General features: G+C 60.8%; 15 protein-coding genes. 8 read left to right on the top strand and 7 right to left on the bottom strand.

The annotated features are described in order from the left end of the window. Positions 1 to 15: 15 nt before the first annotated feature. From AB4N82_RS25735 to oxdA, 6 genes are all read right to left on the bottom strand, one after another. Entirely contained in the window at positions 16 to 1272 is a 1257-nt protein-coding gene (locus tag AB4N82_RS25735) for a GTP-binding protein (protein WP_099602443.1), read from the bottom strand. Then, positions 1269 to 1931, bottom strand: coding sequence for a nitrile hydratase subunit beta (nthB, locus tag AB4N82_RS25730; protein ID WP_122765113.1), 663 nt, complete (start codon positions 1929 to 1931; stop codon positions 1269 to 1271). Before nthB ends, AB4N82_RS25735 begins: the two co-directional genes overlap by 4 nt. Positions 1932 to 1994: 63 nt before the next feature. Then, the gene (gene nthA / locus AB4N82_RS25725; protein WP_032891454.1) at positions 1995 to 2588 is read right to left on the bottom strand and encodes a nitrile hydratase subunit alpha; all 594 of its coding nucleotides are present in this window, start codon (positions 2586 to 2588) and stop codon (positions 1995 to 1997) included. Between the two features lie 75 nt (positions 2589 to 2663). Further along, positions 2664 to 4181, bottom strand: a complete 1518-nt coding sequence (locus AB4N82_RS25720) for an amidase (RefSeq protein ID WP_122765114.1) — start codon at positions 4179 to 4181, stop codon at positions 2664 to 2666. 180 nt (positions 4182 to 4361) lie between these two features. Then, positions 4362 to 5228, bottom strand: coding sequence for a transporter (locus AB4N82_RS25715; RefSeq protein WP_032891456.1), 867 nt, complete (start codon positions 5226 to 5228; stop codon positions 4362 to 4364). Positions 5229 to 5311: 83 nt separating this feature from the next. Next, on the bottom strand, positions 5312 to 6370 hold the full coding sequence (gene oxdA, locus AB4N82_RS25710) for an aliphatic aldoxime dehydratase (RefSeq protein WP_032891457.1): 1059 nt from the start codon (positions 6368 to 6370) through the stop codon (positions 5312 to 5314). Positions 6371 to 6938: 568 nt separating this feature from the next. Between oxdA and AB4N82_RS25705 the strand changes: the two genes are divergently transcribed. Then, positions 6939 to 7874 (top strand): AraC-like ligand-binding domain-containing protein, encoded by a 936-nt coding sequence (locus AB4N82_RS25705; RefSeq protein ID WP_122753278.1) that lies wholly within the window; start codon positions 6939 to 6941, stop codon positions 7872 to 7874. Between the two features lie 37 nt (positions 7875 to 7911). Here the strand turns inward: AB4N82_RS25705 and AB4N82_RS25700 are convergent, their stop codons facing one another. Then, entirely contained in the window at positions 7912 to 8121 is a 210-nt protein-coding gene (locus AB4N82_RS25700) for an ATP-binding cassette domain-containing protein (RefSeq protein ID WP_241089566.1), read from the bottom strand. A 248-nt stretch (positions 8122 to 8369) separates the two neighbouring features. On the opposite strand from AB4N82_RS25700, the gene AB4N82_RS25695 reads away from it, so the two are divergent. From AB4N82_RS25695 to AB4N82_RS25665, 7 genes are all read left to right on the top strand, one after another. After that, a complete protein-coding gene (locus AB4N82_RS25695; protein WP_122765245.1) occupies positions 8370 to 10178 on the top strand; it encodes an ABC transporter ATP-binding protein in 1809 nt (602 codons plus the stop codon). A gap of 208 nt (positions 10179 to 10386) precedes the next feature. Beyond that, entirely contained in the window at positions 10387 to 11334 is a 948-nt protein-coding gene (locus AB4N82_RS25690; RefSeq protein ID WP_122765115.1) for an AraC family transcriptional regulator, read from the top strand. A gap of 107 nt (positions 11335 to 11441) precedes the next feature. Further along, positions 11442 to 12818, top strand: a complete 1377-nt coding sequence (locus AB4N82_RS25685) for a Rieske 2Fe-2S domain-containing protein (RefSeq protein ID WP_122765116.1) — start codon at positions 11442 to 11444, stop codon at positions 12816 to 12818. After that, positions 12815 to 13303 (top strand): benzoate 1,2-dioxygenase small subunit, encoded by a 489-nt coding sequence (benB, locus tag AB4N82_RS25680; RefSeq protein WP_122765117.1) that lies wholly within the window; start codon positions 12815 to 12817, stop codon positions 13301 to 13303. Before AB4N82_RS25685 ends, benB begins: the two co-directional genes overlap by 4 nt. Positions 13304 to 13313: 10 nt before the next feature. Then, entirely contained in the window at positions 13314 to 14336 is a 1023-nt protein-coding gene (gene benC / locus AB4N82_RS25675; protein ID WP_032891463.1) for a benzoate 1,2-dioxygenase electron transfer component BenC, read from the top strand. A 10-nt stretch (positions 14337 to 14346) separates the two neighbouring features. After that, a complete protein-coding gene (locus AB4N82_RS25670) occupies positions 14347 to 15108 on the top strand; it encodes a 1,6-dihydroxycyclohexa-2,4-diene-1-carboxylate dehydrogenase (RefSeq protein WP_122765118.1) in 762 nt (253 codons plus the stop codon). Between the two features lie 54 nt (positions 15109 to 15162). Beyond that, positions 15163 to 16497, top strand: coding sequence for an MFS transporter (locus tag AB4N82_RS25665; protein ID WP_122765119.1), 1335 nt, complete (start codon positions 15163 to 15165; stop codon positions 16495 to 16497). Positions 16498 to 16900: the final 403 nt, after the last annotated feature.

Raw genomic sequence — 16900 nt, 5'->3', positions numbered from 1 at the left:
GCACCTCTACCTCGGTCAAATGGGAACAGCCTGCAAGGACTGCATCGGGGCCGATAAGGCCTGGGCGTCAAAGACTTTCGCTCCCGGCAGCGTTTGCCAGGCTGATGGGCCGGCGGCTATTTCCTGGGCACTCAGCAGGCAGTCGTCGAGGGCGCGCTGTAACACGTGGGTATCCAGATCCTGGCCGATAAAGACCAACTCCTGCCGGCAATCACCGACAATGCTGTCCCACTTGGTCATGATGCTTCGCAACCGATATTCATCCCGCGGCCATTGCGACTGCTCGATGAAGTTCCACCAGTGCCCGACATAGTCCCACTGGAACTGCCTGCCGCTGTGCACCAGCAGGCCGGTTTCCAGGTGCCGGCTGGCGAGCCAGAAGTAACCCTTGCTACGCAACAGCCGCCCGTTGCGCCAGGGGCGTTGCAGAAAATCGAGTAATCGCTGTGGGTGAAAGGGGGCACGCTCGCGGTACACCCATGACGTCACGCCATAGGTGTCCGACTCGGAGGCCGGTGTGTCGTCGGCCTGCATTTTTTTCATCCAGCCGGGTGATTCAGCCAGGCTGGGTAAATCAAACAGATGGGTACCGAGAATGCCTGATAGCTCAACGTTGCCGTGTGTCATCGGTATGATCCGCGCGGTCGGGTTAAGGCCGGTGAGGACCGCGTGCACGGCCTGATAACCGGGCTCGTCGATCAGGTCCAGTTTGTTGACGAGAATGACGTTGGCGTACTCCACCTGCTCAATCAGCAGATCTGCCAGATGGCGTTTGGGTGTGTCCGCTTGTGCGTCGTCGCGCGCTACGATATCCGGCGATTCGAGCAACGTCTGAAAACGACTGCCATCGACCACCGTCACCAAGGTATCGAGCCGCGCCAGTTCGCTGAGGCTGAAGCCTTCTGCGTCAAGAAATGCGAACGTCTCGGCAACCGGCATCGGTTCGGAGATTCCCGTGGACTCAATGAGCAGGTAGTCAAAACGTTGCTGGCGTGCCAGGGCACTGATCTGTTCGAGCAAATCGGCGCGCAGCGTGCAGCAGATACAGCCATTGCTCATCTCGATCAACTCATCTCGACCACGGTGCAGCGCCACGTCGCGCTGCACCTCTTCGGCATCAATGTTGACGTCGCTCATATCATTGACGATGACTGCGACTCTCAGGCCGTCGCGATTGCGCAAGATATGATTGAGCAGGGTGGTTTTGCCGGCGCCGAGGAAACCAGAAAGCACGGTCACCGGCAGTCGGCTCGCCTGGGCGCCGTCAATCATACGTTCACCGCATGTGAGCTGGCGGCCTTGTCCAAGTAGCTTTCGAACAGGTCGACCACCACAAAACCTCCATCGGCCGCATCCCCCCACAGGTCTTTCACGCGAAACTCGACGTGGTAGGTTGGCTGATGCGCAGCGTTCAAGTCGCCATGACCAATGGCGTCCGGAAAAGGCCATTTTTCTGAAGTCCGGTGGAGGACCACACCTTCCTTGCCGCGAACATAGGCCGGCATGCGGGTATGCCCGGCTACATACTCGTTGCGCACGACTACCCGGTCGCCGACTTCAAAAGGCGGTCGGCCAGTGACCGCCGGGCGGCCCTGCGCATGCGCGGGATTCGCCAGCTTGAAGTGAGAACCCAGGGCCTGATCGAGCTCCGCCTGGGTGATGACGCCGGTTTCGACCAGCAAGGTGGCGGTAGCGATGACATAGCGTTCGTAGTACTGGGTGCCGACATGCTGACGCACGTCCAGTCGCTCGACGGCGTGGCGCACTTCGTCCACGCTGAACTTCTTCAAGTGATCGGCACCGATAAACATCAAGCTGTACGCCAGGTGCTCCCAGTCCTGCTTGAACACGGGTTGGTAGCTCAGGCTGTTGATGGTGTGAGGGACTTTGCCAAAGCCTTGGAAACCGCCGAGATCGTGAAAGCCATCCATCGTGGATACCTCTTAATAGGGAATGAATAGAGAATGAAAATTGAAAGAAACAAAGCACCCCGGTTACGCGACGTACGGTAGCGCCACGCCAATAAGGACATCCTTGGTAATCAATTTTCGAAGCGCCTCTTCATCCATGGATTCGCTGCCCTTTGGCCGCAGAGGCAGCACCAGATAGCGGCTTTCGGCGCTGGTGTCCCACACCTTGATGGAGACCCCGTCCGGCAGCTCCGTGCCCAGCTCCCGCAGCACGGTGCGCCCTTCGCGAACCAGTCGGGCGCGGAACTCGAAGCCCTTGTACCACTCCGGCGGCAAGCCCAGGACGGGCCAGTTGGTGCAGGAGCACAGGCTGCACACAATCACGTTTTTCACGCTGGGCGTGTCTTCCAGCGCAACAATGTATTCACCCTGCGGGCCGGTATAGCCAAATTGAGCGCACGCAGCGGTACCGTCCTTGAGCAGCAGTTCGCGAAACTGTGGGTCCACCCATGCCTTGGCCACTACCCGAGCACCGTTCTGCGGGCTCCATTCGTGTGCCATGAGCTGTGTCATGTGCTCGATGTAACCGTCGGGGATCAGGTCTTTTTGTTTGAGCACTTGCAGTAACGCCTGTGCTCGCTCACCCGGGGTAGATGGTTTTATTTCAGGTGTGGTCATCAGTTGGTTCCTCATCGTTGAGCTTCTAGGCAGCGCCCGGCGGCTTATTCTTTTGCGCTGCATGGGACGCATCGGCTACTGGCTGTTTTTCCAGTCAACCGATGCCTCGAAAGCCGCTGCAGCCTGGTAAATCGTGCCTTCGGCATAGTGTTTGCCCACTAGCATCAGCCCGACAGGTAAACCGTCTACCAGGCCGCAGGGAATTGACATGGCCGGATGGCCAGTGATGTCCTGTGCGGAGGCATTGCCGATCATTTCCAGCGCTCGGGCCACGTACTCGGTGATCGAGCAACCGGGCTCCGGGTGGGGTTGGGCAATGATCGGCACGGTGGGCATCACCAGCAGGTCATAGCGCGCCAATGAGGCGTCATACCCGGAGCGTGCCAGGCGCCTGAGGTTTTGTGCCTTGGCGTAGAAGCGACCGTTGTAGCGCTCCAGACCGTATTGCCCGACGAACATGCACAGCTTGAGAGAGGCGGACAGGTCATTCGCCTGATCGCGCCATCCGGCTTGTTTGTCCAGCAACCCGAGGTCATATAGCCCTTGCCAGTTAAAGCCGGCCCCATTGCCGTGCATCATCTGCATCATCAGGCCCTCACAGCCGATGGGGTGCCACAGCGAACCGGCAATCTTGTGCTCAGGCACTGACACCTCTTCGACGTGCGCGCCCATCCGTGCAAATGCGTCGATGGCATTGCGCACAGACGAGGCGACACGCGGATCCTGGTTGGGCAGTTCAAAGCCTTCGCGCAGGACGCCGATCCTCAGCCCGCTTACACCGCGCTCCAGGTAATCACTGTAAGCGTCGACCTGGGGCGCGGCTTGTCGCGGGTCGAGCCCATCCGCTCCCGCCATGACCTCCAGCATCAAGGCGTTGTCCCGTACGTTTGCCGTGATGGGGCCGGCATGATCGATAGTCGCCTCAATGGCCATGATCCCGGTGTAAGGCACCAGTCCGTGGGTCGGCTTCATTCCGTAAGTGCCGCAGAATGCGGAAGGAATCCGGATTGACCCGCCCTGGTCACCGCCGACTGCCAGGTCGACCTCGCCCGCGGCAACCAGTGCTGCGCTGCCGGAAGACGACCCACCCGAGGCAAATCCGTGGCGATAGGGGTTGTGCACCGGCGCCGGATCGGAGGTGTGACTACCACCGGATAGGCAGTAATGCTCGCATGTTGCCTTGCCGAGGATGGTTGCGCCGGCATCCAGCAAGCGGGAGACAACGGTGGCATCGAATGAGGGAACGAAGCCTTCAAGGGGCTTTGCACCATTCATCATCGGTACGCCAGCGAGTGAAATATTGTCCTTGAGTGCGACGGTTTTATTCGCCAACTTGCCTTCGCGGGCGCCGCTGACTTCCGTTCGGTAGTACCAGGCGTTGAGTGGGTTGTGTGCAGTCGAGGGTCGATAGCCCGAGCTGCGTTCGTAACGTACCGGCGGAATGAAGTCAGGCAGCTCGTCAATCAGGTCATAAGCGTCGAAGCTTGACTGCATAAGAGCCAGGTATTCATGGGCTTGCTCCGCACTTATCTGCATGTGCAGGCTGGTCGATACATCCAATAGCTGTTCAAGGGTGGGGCGAACAATTGGCATGGTTGGGCTGTCCTTATCGTAAGTGGCCGAAGAGCGCTGTGGCTCATCAAATTCAGTGGGCCTGGCGCTCAAGATAGTCCGCGCCTCAAGTCGCAGGCTTGGTTGAGAAAGACATCGACTTGGCTGAGCCGGACACCGCTGTGCAAAGGCGCAAAGCGCACGCGGTCGCAGATCCTTGGGTTAAAAAATGCGCGCATAACGCAGGTTCATGCGGAAGTCTTCCTTGGTGCCGTTGTCCACCGAAAGGTCCTTGCCCAACTGCAGTTGAATCTGGTCTTGGGGGGTGACGAATTTGGTCGCGGTGAGACGAAAGTTGGTGGTGCCCAACTCGTTATCCTGATTGACGTGCTCAATGTTCGTCTCGCCCCCCCAGGTACGCCCGAAGCCGATACCAAATGCGGTGCTGGCGTCTGGCATGTAACGCCCCATGATCTGTGCTGCGTAGGAAACGTCCTGCTTCATACGGTCTGCATTTGCGCCGTAATCAGTGTTGTCGCCATACCAGGTAGCACCGCCAACCAGGTCCATCGCCCATTTTTCTGTGAAGTGTTTGACGTACGCACTCTGCAGTTCGAATTTCCAGCGGTTCTCTCCGAGATTGAGCGCGTCCTCCTTGTCATACGTACCAGTAGGCACATACAGGTAGGGGGCGATGCTGAGGGTGTCGCGGGCTTCGTTGAACCGCCATTTGACCGGTGCGGTGAGGATCAAGTCGCCAACGCCGCGAGTACTGCCCAGCGCTGAGGCGTCACCTGCGCTGGAGACGTGTCCGAAAGGCAAAAGAAATTGCGGGTCGATGGTGACGGTGTCAGAGAGTGCGTAGACATGCAGTAGACGCAGGATGCCGACGTCAGAGCTCACGTTGAAGTCAGAGCTGACCTTGTGTCCGTTGCTATAAGCCGAGTCCGTGGTGGCGTGCTGGTAGTAAATCGCCCCGATCGTAGCGCCGACCGGATATTGCTCATAATCGCCGGGCGCTACTTCACCGGCGTTGGCGTGAAGCACGGGCAAGAGAGTAGAGAGCGTCAACAGGCGGATCTTATTCATCATTTATTCCTCGCACAGGGAGGCCGGCCACCCGAGGAGGGTGGCAAGGCGGCAGAAGTTGGGGAGGTAAACGCCGATGGCGCTCAGGTCGTTGGTGGCAGCGCGTCGCGCAACATACCGGTCTGCGAGTGACAGTTGATGTACTCGAATACCTGGCTCTTGGCGTCCGACACGGATACTTCGTGGTACAGCCTTAACTTCTTCAAACCTGCGGCCACGCGGAAAAACGTCACGAAAATACGCAGGTGAGTCGGGTGAGACTCAGCCCAGCGTTCGAGTTTCTCAACCGAGCGCCAGTGACCGATGTTGTAGCTCAGGTCGAGAAAGTTGCCGTCCAGGTCGATATTGCGCACGAACCTGTTGCTGTAGCAGCCCAACGCCTGGCCGTTGTCACGCAGGAAGTCCATGCCGTCCTGCAACGTCGGCAAGATTTCGTCGATGTAGAGTGAGCGCTCCTCTGCCTCGGCATCCGCCCAGTCCTGGCCGGAGCGAATCAGTGTGAGGTTGTCATGCCCCAGGACCAGGACCCGTCCGCCCTGGGTCGGGTCACCCGCGATCACCTGTAGCTCGCTCGTGGGATTCATCCAATCCGTCTGGGAGATCGGGAAACGGTCGCGCATTGAACCCCAGTAACCGTGCTCTTCGATCTCTCCGCTGGTCGTATCCATTACCGCGCCGACACCGGGCAGGTTCTCCTGGAACGCGTACAACGTCTCGAACTGCTCGGTGCGCGGCGCGGTGATTTCGCGGAAATAACCAAGGCTTTCACCGAGCCGATCCGCCGAACTCCACCAGTCATTCACTGGGGGGGAACGCAACCAGCGACAGTGGGCGCCCGGGTCTTTCCAGTACCCGACCACAATCAAATTATCAAATCCGCTGCTGTCGGTGTGGTGGGTCAAATCGTAAGTCTGCGGGCCATCTGGCAGGCTGAAACTGCTGACGATGTGACGCATTGCCTGCAATGCAGGCTCGCGCTGGGCATCGCCGCGATATTGCACGCCAAGATAGGCCATCACCACTTGTTCCAGTTGCTCGTCAGCGCGCGCGACCCACATAGGGAACGGCGGTTGATACTCGTCCGGTACACGGCGGGACAGGGTGCGCGGGCATTTGAGATGTGTGTCGATTGCAGATTCCATCTTGAGCTCCTCGTTATTTTCGTTCAGGCCTACGGTTGGGCGTCAGCGCGTCGCTGGCGGGTCGCGCTTGGCGATCTGCCGTCGCTGCAGCAGCTGCATGGCACTCCATTCAATCAACCAATAAGCCGACTCTTCAGGCGCAAGGTCGCGCCTCTGCAGAAGCCAGGAGGAATCAGCCAATCGTTTTGAGTCGTGTCGATGCATGGCGTGCCTCATCAGCGGATGAATGAGCTGCTGTGAGGTGGAAATTAGGCTGGGCGAGGAGGGGGCGCTTTGTTCGGCGAGACAACCATTTGGTTGGAAAAGACAAGGCTGAGGCTGACGTTCACCCGTGATCCGCGCTGGTGCGCGTGAGCCGACCGAGTGACGTGCGATGCCCTTAAATGGTGATGGCTGCACCGTGCGACAGCCTCCGAAGGCTGCCGAAAGTCGCGAGGGACATCACATGGCAGCGTACTCAAGCAGGCCTGCTACTGCGCTTGGCCTGTTAATTGCCTTTCATAGCTGAAAAATGGTCGCACGTTACAACGTCTCCAGCGCCTCTTGCATCGTTGTCGAGGTCAGTGTCATGAACCCAAGCTCTCAGTATTCGACCCTTGCTGTTCCGGCACCACGTCGGTTTGATTATTGGAAAGAAGTGGTCTGTCGCCACTGCCTGGCCGCCGATAGCAAACCCTTGTCCCAGAGCAGCTTTGATGGCTCGCTCACCGTTAATACAGTCGGCGAATTGGACATCTGCTCGCTGTCTTCGCCGCTGCACTACTGGGAGCGTTCCGAGCAGCACTTGCGCAGCGGTCCGGCCGAAGATTTATGGTTGGGTTTCGCTCGAAATGGTCATGGGCAAATAGAACAAGGCTCAAGAAAAGCCAGCCTGGCAACTGGCAATTTGTTTCTTTATGACGCAACTCAGGCGTTTCGCTTCAGCCTGGGTGGTACCGAAAACCACTTGATCCGTATTCCCAGAGCGTTGCTCACCGAGCGCCTGCCGCGTATTGCCGAGTACACCGCGATGGTCCTCGACGACCGGCGTCCCGGCGTAGTTCCCTTACGCGAAATGCTGCATCAGGCCGCGAGCACGCCTGCGTCGCTGCAGGATGAGCGCATCTCGAATCGTTACTCAAGTACGTTGCTTGATCTGCTTGTGATCAGCCTGGAACTCCAGGACCTGAAAACAAGCCACCAGGAGATGGACCTCTACGGCCGCATCATGAAGTACATCCAACGACACTTGACCGAGCCGGACCTGTCGATTGAAGCCATCGCCAAAGCCCACAATGTGTCCACCCGAACCGTTACACGGGCCTTCGCACGCTACCAGAAAACCCCCGTTGCAGAGATTTGGAAAGAGCGCCTGAATGCCAGTCGAGAAGCGATTGAGCGCGGCCAGGTACGCAGCGTGTCCGAGGCGGCGCTGGACTTCGGGTTTTCTGACTTTTCCCATTTCAGCCATGCGTTTCGCAAGGCATTTGGTGTGGCGCCGAATACGCTGTTACGCCGCAATTGAAATTGCCGGGGTAGCAAATCGTTGAGAAAAGGGGTGCTTACTCGGTGACGTCCTGTTGCTCGAACCACCCCCGCCCGCGACTGGGGTTTTCCAGGCCGAGGTCGATGCGCAGCCCGGTGTTTTTGCCTGAGCCTGACTCGCCGACAATCGCCAGGGTCCGCCCGGGGTAGACCTGCAGGTTCAGTCCTCCAGCGCCACAAAGGTCGCGTTTTCGCCCTGACCTTGGGCCGCGCGAACGTCTTGCCAACGTTTTGCAGTTGCCGGATCGGCGGCTGCGTCGGGTCCGGTCGGGCCAGTGGCTGGCGCTTGGCGAGCGCCGGCGCGGCGGCGATCAAGGCGCGGGGGTAGTCATGCTGCGGCGCGCCGAGAATCTGCCGTGGTTGCCCCTTGCTCCACCACTTGCCTCTGTCGCCTCGCCGTTGGATGTGCGCAACGTCATCGCCTGTCATAATCCGCCCATCTCACCCCAGCCCCCACACGGAGTCCATGCCATTCATGGTGCTGTTCAATCGATTGAGCGCGTTTTCCATCCAAGCGCGCAGGGCACTGAAGCTGGTGTGGGAGACGTCGCGTCCCTTATTCATAGGCCTGCTGCTGGCCACCATCGTTGCCGGTCTGTTGCCTGCGCTGGCTGCCTGGATCGGCCAGCGTATTGTCGATGGCGTGGTGCACGCGATGCAGATTCATGCAGCCGGCAGCCAGGCGCCCGTGTGGCCAGTGATGCAGTACGTGCTGGCCGAGGCGGGCGTGTTGGCGCTGCTGGCCGCCGCTCAGCGCGCGCTGTCAATGCAGCAATCGTTGCTGCGGGTGCAGTTGGGGGTGAAGGTCAACCTGATGATTCTGGAGAAAGCCCAGACCCTCTCACTCCTGCAGTTTGAAGACGCCGAGTTCCACGACAAGCTGGTGCGCGTGCGTCAGGGCGCGTCGACACGGCCGCTGAGCCTGGTCACCAAGGGCCTGGGGCTCGTGCAGAACCTGATCGCGCTGATCAGCTTTGCCGTGCTGTTAGTGCACTTTTCGCCGTGGGCGCTGGTGATTCTGGTGGTCGGCGCCTTACCGGTGTTCTTCGCCGAGACGCATTTCTCGGGCAATGCGTTTCGCCTGTTCCACCGGCGCGCGCCCGAGACCCGTCAGCAGAATTACCTGGAATCGCTGCTGTCCCACGAGACTCATGCCAAAGAGGTCAAGCTGTTCGGCCTGGCGCCGCTGTTCCTCAAGCGCTACCGCGACAACGCCCGGCGCTTGTACACCGAAGACCGCCAGTTGACGGTGCGTCGGGATGCCTGGGGCTTTGCCCTGGGCCTGCTCGGTACCGCGGCGTTTTATGTGGCTTACGCCTGGGTGGTGCTGGACACCGTGCGCGGCCAGACCAGCCTGGGACAGATGACCATGTACATCGTGCTGTTCAAGCAGGGGCAAAGCGCGATCACCGCCAGCCTCAGCGCGATTGCCGGCCTGTATGACGACAGTCTGTTTCTGTCGGACCTTTATGAGTACCTGCTAACCCCTGTGGTCGTGCCGAGTGGCCGGCTTACCCAGGGCGCGCGTCCCGGCGACGGTCTGCGCTGCGAGCACGTAGGGTTCAGTTACCCCGGCGCTGAGCGGCAGGCATTGACTGACATCAACCTGCATTTGGCGCCTGGGCAAAGCCTGGCCCTGGTGGGCGAGAATGGCTCGGGCAAAACCAGCCTGATCAAACTGCTCACGCGCCTGTATACCCCGCACGAAGGGCGCATTCTGCTGGATGGCAGCGACTTGCAAGACTGGGATGAACAGACACTGCGCCAGCGCATTGGGGTGATTTTCCAGGATTACATCCGCTACCAGATGACCGTCGGCGAGAACCTTGGAGTGGGTGACGTCGATGCGCTGAACGATGAGGCGCGCTGGCGCACGGCCGCCACCCAGGGGGTGGCCGCCGAATTCATCGAGCGCCTGAGCAGGGCCTACGGCACACAGTTAGGGCGCTGGCTTGGTGGCCAGGAGTTGTCGGGTGGGCAATGGCAGAAAGTCGCCTTGTCACGCGCGTATATGCGCCAGGAGGCGGATCTGCTGATTCTTGACGAGCCGACGGCTGCGCTGGACGCCGGCGCCGAGGCGGCGGTGTTCGAGCACTTTCGCGAACACGCCAAGGGCCGCATGACGTTGTTGATTTCCCATCGATTCTCCAGCGTGCGCAATGCCGACCACATCATCGTGCTGGACGGCGGGCGAATCCTGGAGGAGGGCAGCCATCAACAGCTGATGGTGGCGGGTGGGCGCTATGCCGAGTTGTTCGATGTTCAGGCGCGGGGGTATCGCTAGGTCCCCGTCCAATCCGGCCAAGCGTATTGTTTCAAAGTTTTAGGCCAACATTCTCACCTCAAGCCCTGCGCGCCCCGACGCAGCGCTGAAAGCCTGGCGCAGAACGCCCGACAATACCTCCAGGGTATCCCTTCAGACTTTATCCATATTGGACGCCCCCCTACCCAGGCGTCAGCCTGAGCCCAATAACTATAAAAGAGCCGCAACCATGACCGTGCTATTGAGTGAGCGCAGCCAGATTTTCCAGGGCGCCGATGCCTACGCGGTGTCGGACTACGTCAACCAGCACGTGGGCAGCCACTGCATTCGCCTGCCTCCCAAGGGCCGGCCCCGGGCGAGTATCAGCCATCGCACCTTCGCCAGCCTGGACCTGTGCCGCATCAGCTACGGTGCACCGGTGCGGGTCACATCGGTGGCGCTGGAGACCATCTATCACCTGCAGATCCTGTTGAGCGGGCATTGCCGCTCCAGCTCCCGTGGCGAGAATGACGTGTTCGGGCCGGGGGAAATCCTGCTGATCAACCCGGACGACCCGGTAGACCTGACCTATTCCGCCGACTGCGAGAAATTCATCATCAAACTGCCGGTGCGCCTGCTGGAAAACGCCTGCCTGGAGCAGCACTGGAGCCTGCCGCAGGTGGGTATCCGCTTCGCGACGGCCCGCCACGCGCTCAGTGAAATGGGCGGCTTCCTGCCGTTGCTCGGGCTGATCTGTCATGAGGCGGAAAACGCTGCCGAGCCCCACATGCAGGGCCTGTACGAACGCATCTTGGCCAACAAGCTGCTGGCATTGCTGGGCAGCAACGTGTTGCGGGTGATCCCCCAGGCTGCCCACGGCGGTGGGTTTGAAGCGGTGCGCGAATTTATCCAGCAGCACCTGTGCGATGACATCAGCGTCGAGCAGTTAATGGCCGTGGCCAACGTCAGCGAACGTTCGCTGTACAGCCTGTTTGCGCGCCAGGTGGGGCTGTCACCGCGCGACTATATACGCCGCTGCAAGCTCGAACGGGTGCACGCACGCTTGCAACTGAGCAGCACGCGCAGCGTGACCGAGGTGGCTTTGGACCATGGCTTCATGCACCTGGGGCGGTTTTCCGAGGCCTATCGCAAACGCTTCGGCGAACTGCCGTCGCAGACCTGGAAACGCCATCGTTAAGCGACGTGCGCCTGGCGGATAGCGATGTGCAGGCAGCGGATATTGACGCGCAGGGCGAACACGTACGGTGAGGGTGCCTGATACAAGAACAACGGAGGGCCCGCCCCATGATCAGTACACTCGACCGACTCGCCTGCCAATTGCGCGAGTCCGTACAGGAAGACCCCGCCACTGGGGTATTCCGCTGCCGCCGCGACATCTTTACCGACCCCGACCTGTTTGCCCTGGAGATGAAACACATCTTCGAAGGCGGCTGGATCTACCTGGCCCATGAAAGCCAGGCGCCGGAGATCAACGATTACTTCACCACCTGGATCGGCCGCCAGCCGGTGGTCATCACCCGTGACAAACACGGCGCGCTGCATGGTCTGGTCAACGCCTGCGCGCATCGCGGCGCCATGCTGTGCCGGCGCAAACAAGGCAATAAGGGCTCATTCACTTGCCCCTTCCATGGCTGGACGTTCAGCAACGCCGGCAAGCTGCTCAAGGTAAAGGACGCGAAGACCGGCGCCTACCCGGACAGTTTCGACTGCGACGGCTCCCATGACCTCAAGCGCCTGGCGCGCTTTGAAAACTACCGCGGTTTCCTGTTCGGCAGCCTCAGCGGTGCGGTGCCGGAACTCAGCGATTACCTGGGCGAAACCCGCGTCATCATCGACCAGATGGTCGACCAGGCTCCTTTGGGCCTGGAGGTGCTGCGCGGCAGCTCATCATATGTCTATGACGGCAACTGGAAGCTGCAAATCGAAAATGGCGCCGACGGTTACCACGTCAGCTCCGTGCACTGGAACTACTCGGCGACCATGGGCCGGCGCAACTACGAAGCCGAAGGCACGCGCACCGTCGACGCCAATGGCTGGTCGAAAAGCCTGGGCGGCGTCTACGCCTTCGACCACGGGCATATCCTGCTGTGGACGCGCCTGCTCAACCCCGAAGTGCGCCCGGTGCACGCTCACCGCGAGGCCTTGGCCGAACGCCTGGGCCAGGCGCGCGCCGACTTTATCGTCGACCAGACCCGCAACCTCTGTCTCTACCCCAATGTGTACCTGATGGACCAGTTCTCGACCCAGATCCGCGTGGTGCGCCCCCTCGCCGTGGATAAAACCGAAGTGACAATCTATTGCATGGCGCCCATCGGCGAAAACGCCCAGGAGCGCGCCACGCGGATTCGCCAGTACGAAGACTTCTTCAACGTCAGCGGCATGGGCACCCCGGATGACCTCGAAGAATTCCGCGCCTGCCAGACCGGTTACCAGGGCGCGAGCACCCTGTGGAATGACTTGAGCCGTGGCGCCAGGCAGTGGGTCGAAGGCGCGGACGAAAATGCCTTGGCCATGGGCATGCAACCGCAGCTCAGCGGGGTCAAGACCGAGGACGAGGGCTTGTTTGTGCGCCAGCATGCGCACTGGGCCCAAAGCCTGCAACGTGCGATCGAGCGCGAACAGCAAGGGCTGATTGCCAGCGACCGCGAGGTGCAGCCATGAGCCTTGCCCGTGACCACCTGCTGGATTTTCTCTACCGTGAAGCGCGCCTGCTCGACGACCGACAATGGGATGACTGGCTGGCCTGCTATTCGCCCAAGGCCGAGTTCTGGATGCCCGCCTGGGACGATCACGACACCCTCACCGAAGACCCGCAGCGCGAAATCTCGCTGATCTACTACCCCAACCGTGACGGCCTGGAAGACCGTATCTTCCGCATCAAGACCGAGCGCTCCAGCGCCAGCACGCCCGAGCCGCGCACCGTGCACATGCTGTGCAACCTCGAAGTGCTGACCGACGACGGCGTGCAGGTGGACCTGCGTTTCAACTGGCACACCCTCAGCCACCGCTACAAAACCACCGACAGTTATTTCGGTACCTCCTTCTATCGCCTCGACATCCGTGCCGAGCAGCCGCTGATCACGCGCAAGAAGGTAGTGCTGAAAAACGACTACATCCACCAGGTCATCGACATCTACCACATCTGAGGACACCGCCATGACGTATGCCATCGCCCTGAACTTCGAGGATGGGGTGACCCGCTTCATCGACTGCAAGGTGGGGGAAAAGGTGCTCGATGCCGCCTTCCGCCAACGTATCAATCTGCCCATGGACTGCTCGGACGGTGTGTGCGGCACTTGCAAATGCCGCTGTGAAACCGGCGCCTACGACTTGGGCGACGACTATATCGACGACGCCCTGAGCGCCGACGAAGCGCAGGCGCGGCAGGTACTGACCTGCCAGATGGTGCCGCAGTCCGACTGCGTGATCGCCGTGCCGGTGCCGTCCAGCGCCTGCAAGACCGGCACTACGCACTTTACCGCGACGCTGGCCGGCATCACCCGACATGCCGATGCCGCGCTCGAGGCGAGTTTCGAGCTGGACCAGGCGCCGGTATTCCTGCCCGGCCAGTACGTGAATATCAGCGTGCCCGACAGTGGGCAGACACGCGCTTACTCCTTCAGCAGTCGCCCGGGCGACACGCGCGCCAGCTTCCTGATCAAGCACGTGCCCGGCGGGTTGATGAGCAGCTGGCTCGAGCGCGCCCAGCCGGGCGACAGCGTGGCGATCACCGGCCCGCTGGGGAGTTTCTACCTGCGTGAGGTGGTGCGGCCGCTGCTGTTACTGGCCGGTGGTACCGGCCTGGCGCCGTTCCTGTCGATGCTTGAAGTGCTCGCGCAGCGCCAGGAAACCCGCCCGATCCGGTTGATCTACGGCGTAACGCGGGATCAGGACTTGGTGATGGTCGAGGCGTTGCAGGCTTTTACCGCGCGTTTGCCTGACTTCAACCTGGTGACCTGCGTGGCTGATCCGCACACCACTCACCCGCGCCAGGGCTATGTGACTCAGCACATGGCTGACGAAGCCCTCAATGGCGGCGATGTCGACGTGTACCTGTGCGGCCCGCCGCCGATGGTCGATGCGGTGCGCGAGCACTTCAAGCAGCAGGGCGTGACCCCGGCCAGCTTCCATTACGAGAAATTCACCCCTAACGCCGTCGCCACGTGCGATGCCGCCTGAGGACTGCCCCATGACTCAATGGTTTAACAACAAGGTCGCGCTGGTCACCGGCGCTGCCCAAGGGATCGGTCGGCGTGTCGCCGAGCGCTTGCTGGAGGAGGGCGCCTGGCTGGTCGCGGTGGATCGCTCCGAGCTTGTGCATGAATTGCAGCATGAGCGAGCGCTGCTGCTGACCGCCGACCTGGAACAATACAGCGAGTGCGCGCGGGTGATGGCCGCCGCCACGGCCCGTTTCGGGCGAATCGACGTGCTGGTCAATAACGTCGGCGGGACCATCTGGGCCAAGCCTTTCGAGCATTACGCCGAGGCCGAAATCGAGGCCGAAGTGCGCCGCTCGCTGTTCCCTACGTTGTGGTGCTGCCATTGCGTGCTGCCCTACATGCTGGAGCAGGGCGAAGGCGCCATCGTCAACGTGTCTTCCGTGGCTACGCGTGGGGTCAATCGCGTGCCGTACGGCGCGGCCAAGGGCGGCGTGAATGCCTTGACGGCCTGCCTGGCCCTGGAGACTGCCGGCAGCGGGATTCGGGTCAACGCCACCGCGCCCGGCGGGACCGAGGCACCGCCACGGCGCATCCCGCGCAACAGCCAGCCGCAGAGCGAGCAGGAGCGCGTGTGGTACCAGCAGATCGTCGACCAGACCCTCGACAGCAGCCCGATGAAACGCTACGGCAGCATCGACGAACAAGCTGGCGCGATTCTGTTCCTGGCCTGCGACGAGGCTTCCTACATCACCGGAGTGACCTTGCCGGTGGGCGGCGGCGACCTCGGCTAAGGCTATTTCCATCTGCTGACACTGACTCACAACAACAATAAAGAGAGCACTGCCATGCGTAGCCATGATGTCCATTCGATTATCGATAATGCCCCGTTCAACCGCTTCCACTGGTTGATCGTGAGCCTGTGTGCCTTGCTGTTGATCTTTGACGGCTATGACTTGTTTATTTACGGCGTGGTCCTGCCGTCAATCATGCGCGAGTGGGGGCTGACGCCGTTACAGGCTGGCGCCCTGGGCAGCTATGCGCTGTTCGGCATGATGTTCGGTGCGCTGATTTTCGGCACCCTGGCGGACCGTTTCGGGCGCAAGAAAGGCATCGTGTTCTGTTTCACCCTGTTCAGTCTGGCCACCGTGACCAATGGCTTTGCCAGCAGCCCAACCGAGTTCGGTATTTGCCGTTTTATCGCCGGGCTCGGCTGCGGCGGGTTGATGCCCAACGCGGCGGCGCTGATCAACGAATACGCGCCGAAGAAATTCCGCAGCACCCTGATGGCCTTCATGTTCAGCGGCTATTCCCTGGGCGGCATGCTCGCCGCCAGCGTTGGGATTTTCATGCTGCCGGCCTATGGTTGGCAGTCGATGTTTTTTGTGGCGGTGATTCCGCTGCTGCTGTTGCCACTGATTGTTTACTGGCTGCCTGAATCCATCGGCTTCCTGATCCGCCAGGGCCAACAAGACAAGGCTCGCGCGCTGCTTAATCGGTTGTCGCCAGGCACCAGGATCGAGGTCGAAGATGCGCTGGTGATCGCCGACAGCAAAGGTAAAGGCGCCACGGTGGTGGAGCTGTTCCGCCATGGCCTGGCGGTGCGTACGGCGATGATCTGGGTCGCGTTTTTCTGTTGCCTGCTGATGGTCTATGCATTGAGTTCGTGGCTGCCCAAGCTGATGGCCGGCGCCGGTTACAGCCTGGGGTCGAGCCTGTCGTTCCTGGTCGCGCTGAACCTGGGCGGCATGGCCGGGGCGCTGCTCGGCGGCCGTTTGGGCGACCGCCTGAACCTGGTGAAAGTTATGATCTGCTTCTTCGCCGCCGCCATGGTCTCGATCAGCCTGCTGGGCATCAACAGCCCGATGCCGGTCCTGTACCTGCTGATCTTCGTCGCGGGTGCCACCACCATTGGTACGCAGATCCTGCTGTACGCGGGGGCTGCGCAGCTCTACGGCTTGTCGATTCGCGCCACAGGCCTGGGCTGGGCGTCCGGCATCGGTCGCAATGGCGCGATTGTCGGCCCGCTGTTAGGCGGCGCGCTGATGGCGATCGAACTGCCTCTGCAACTGAATTTCATGGCCTTCGCCATCCCCGGCGCGATTGCGGCGCTGGCAATGACGGTATTTGCCCTGAATGAGCGGCGCACCCGTATCGCCATGCCCGACGCCGTGGCGCTGTGACTGCCAAATGCTCATGGGCAATGGTCCAGTGCGCAGCGCGAACTCGGTGGAGTGTGGTGTCGTACTTTGGCCACATGCACTGAAAGGACGTGAGCATGGAGGTGGGGTTGATCGGCCGGACAGCCTGTCAGGCGAACCCTAAAGACTCTCAGGGTCGCCAAAAAACATTTTGACTAGGCTCTAGATCGGTATTTACAGCCTGAAAAAAACAAATTTTGCCCCCAGTTTTGCCCCCAATTGCACAGGGTGGGCGAGCGATCGCGAATGGCTATTTCTGACCCGGAGCGGGGTGGCCGTGACTGGCATTCAGTGCGCCTTTGTGTACTGGATGACCAACCCGAATCTGGAAAATTCTTGGTCGTTAGATGAGTCGATATCCTTAATCGGAGTTGTCCGGGCCGCC

The organism is Pseudomonas sp. H1_D04 (assembly GCF_054683855.1).
Note: the sequence above shows the minus strand (reverse complement) of the source record. Positions and strands in the feature narration are given on the sequence as shown.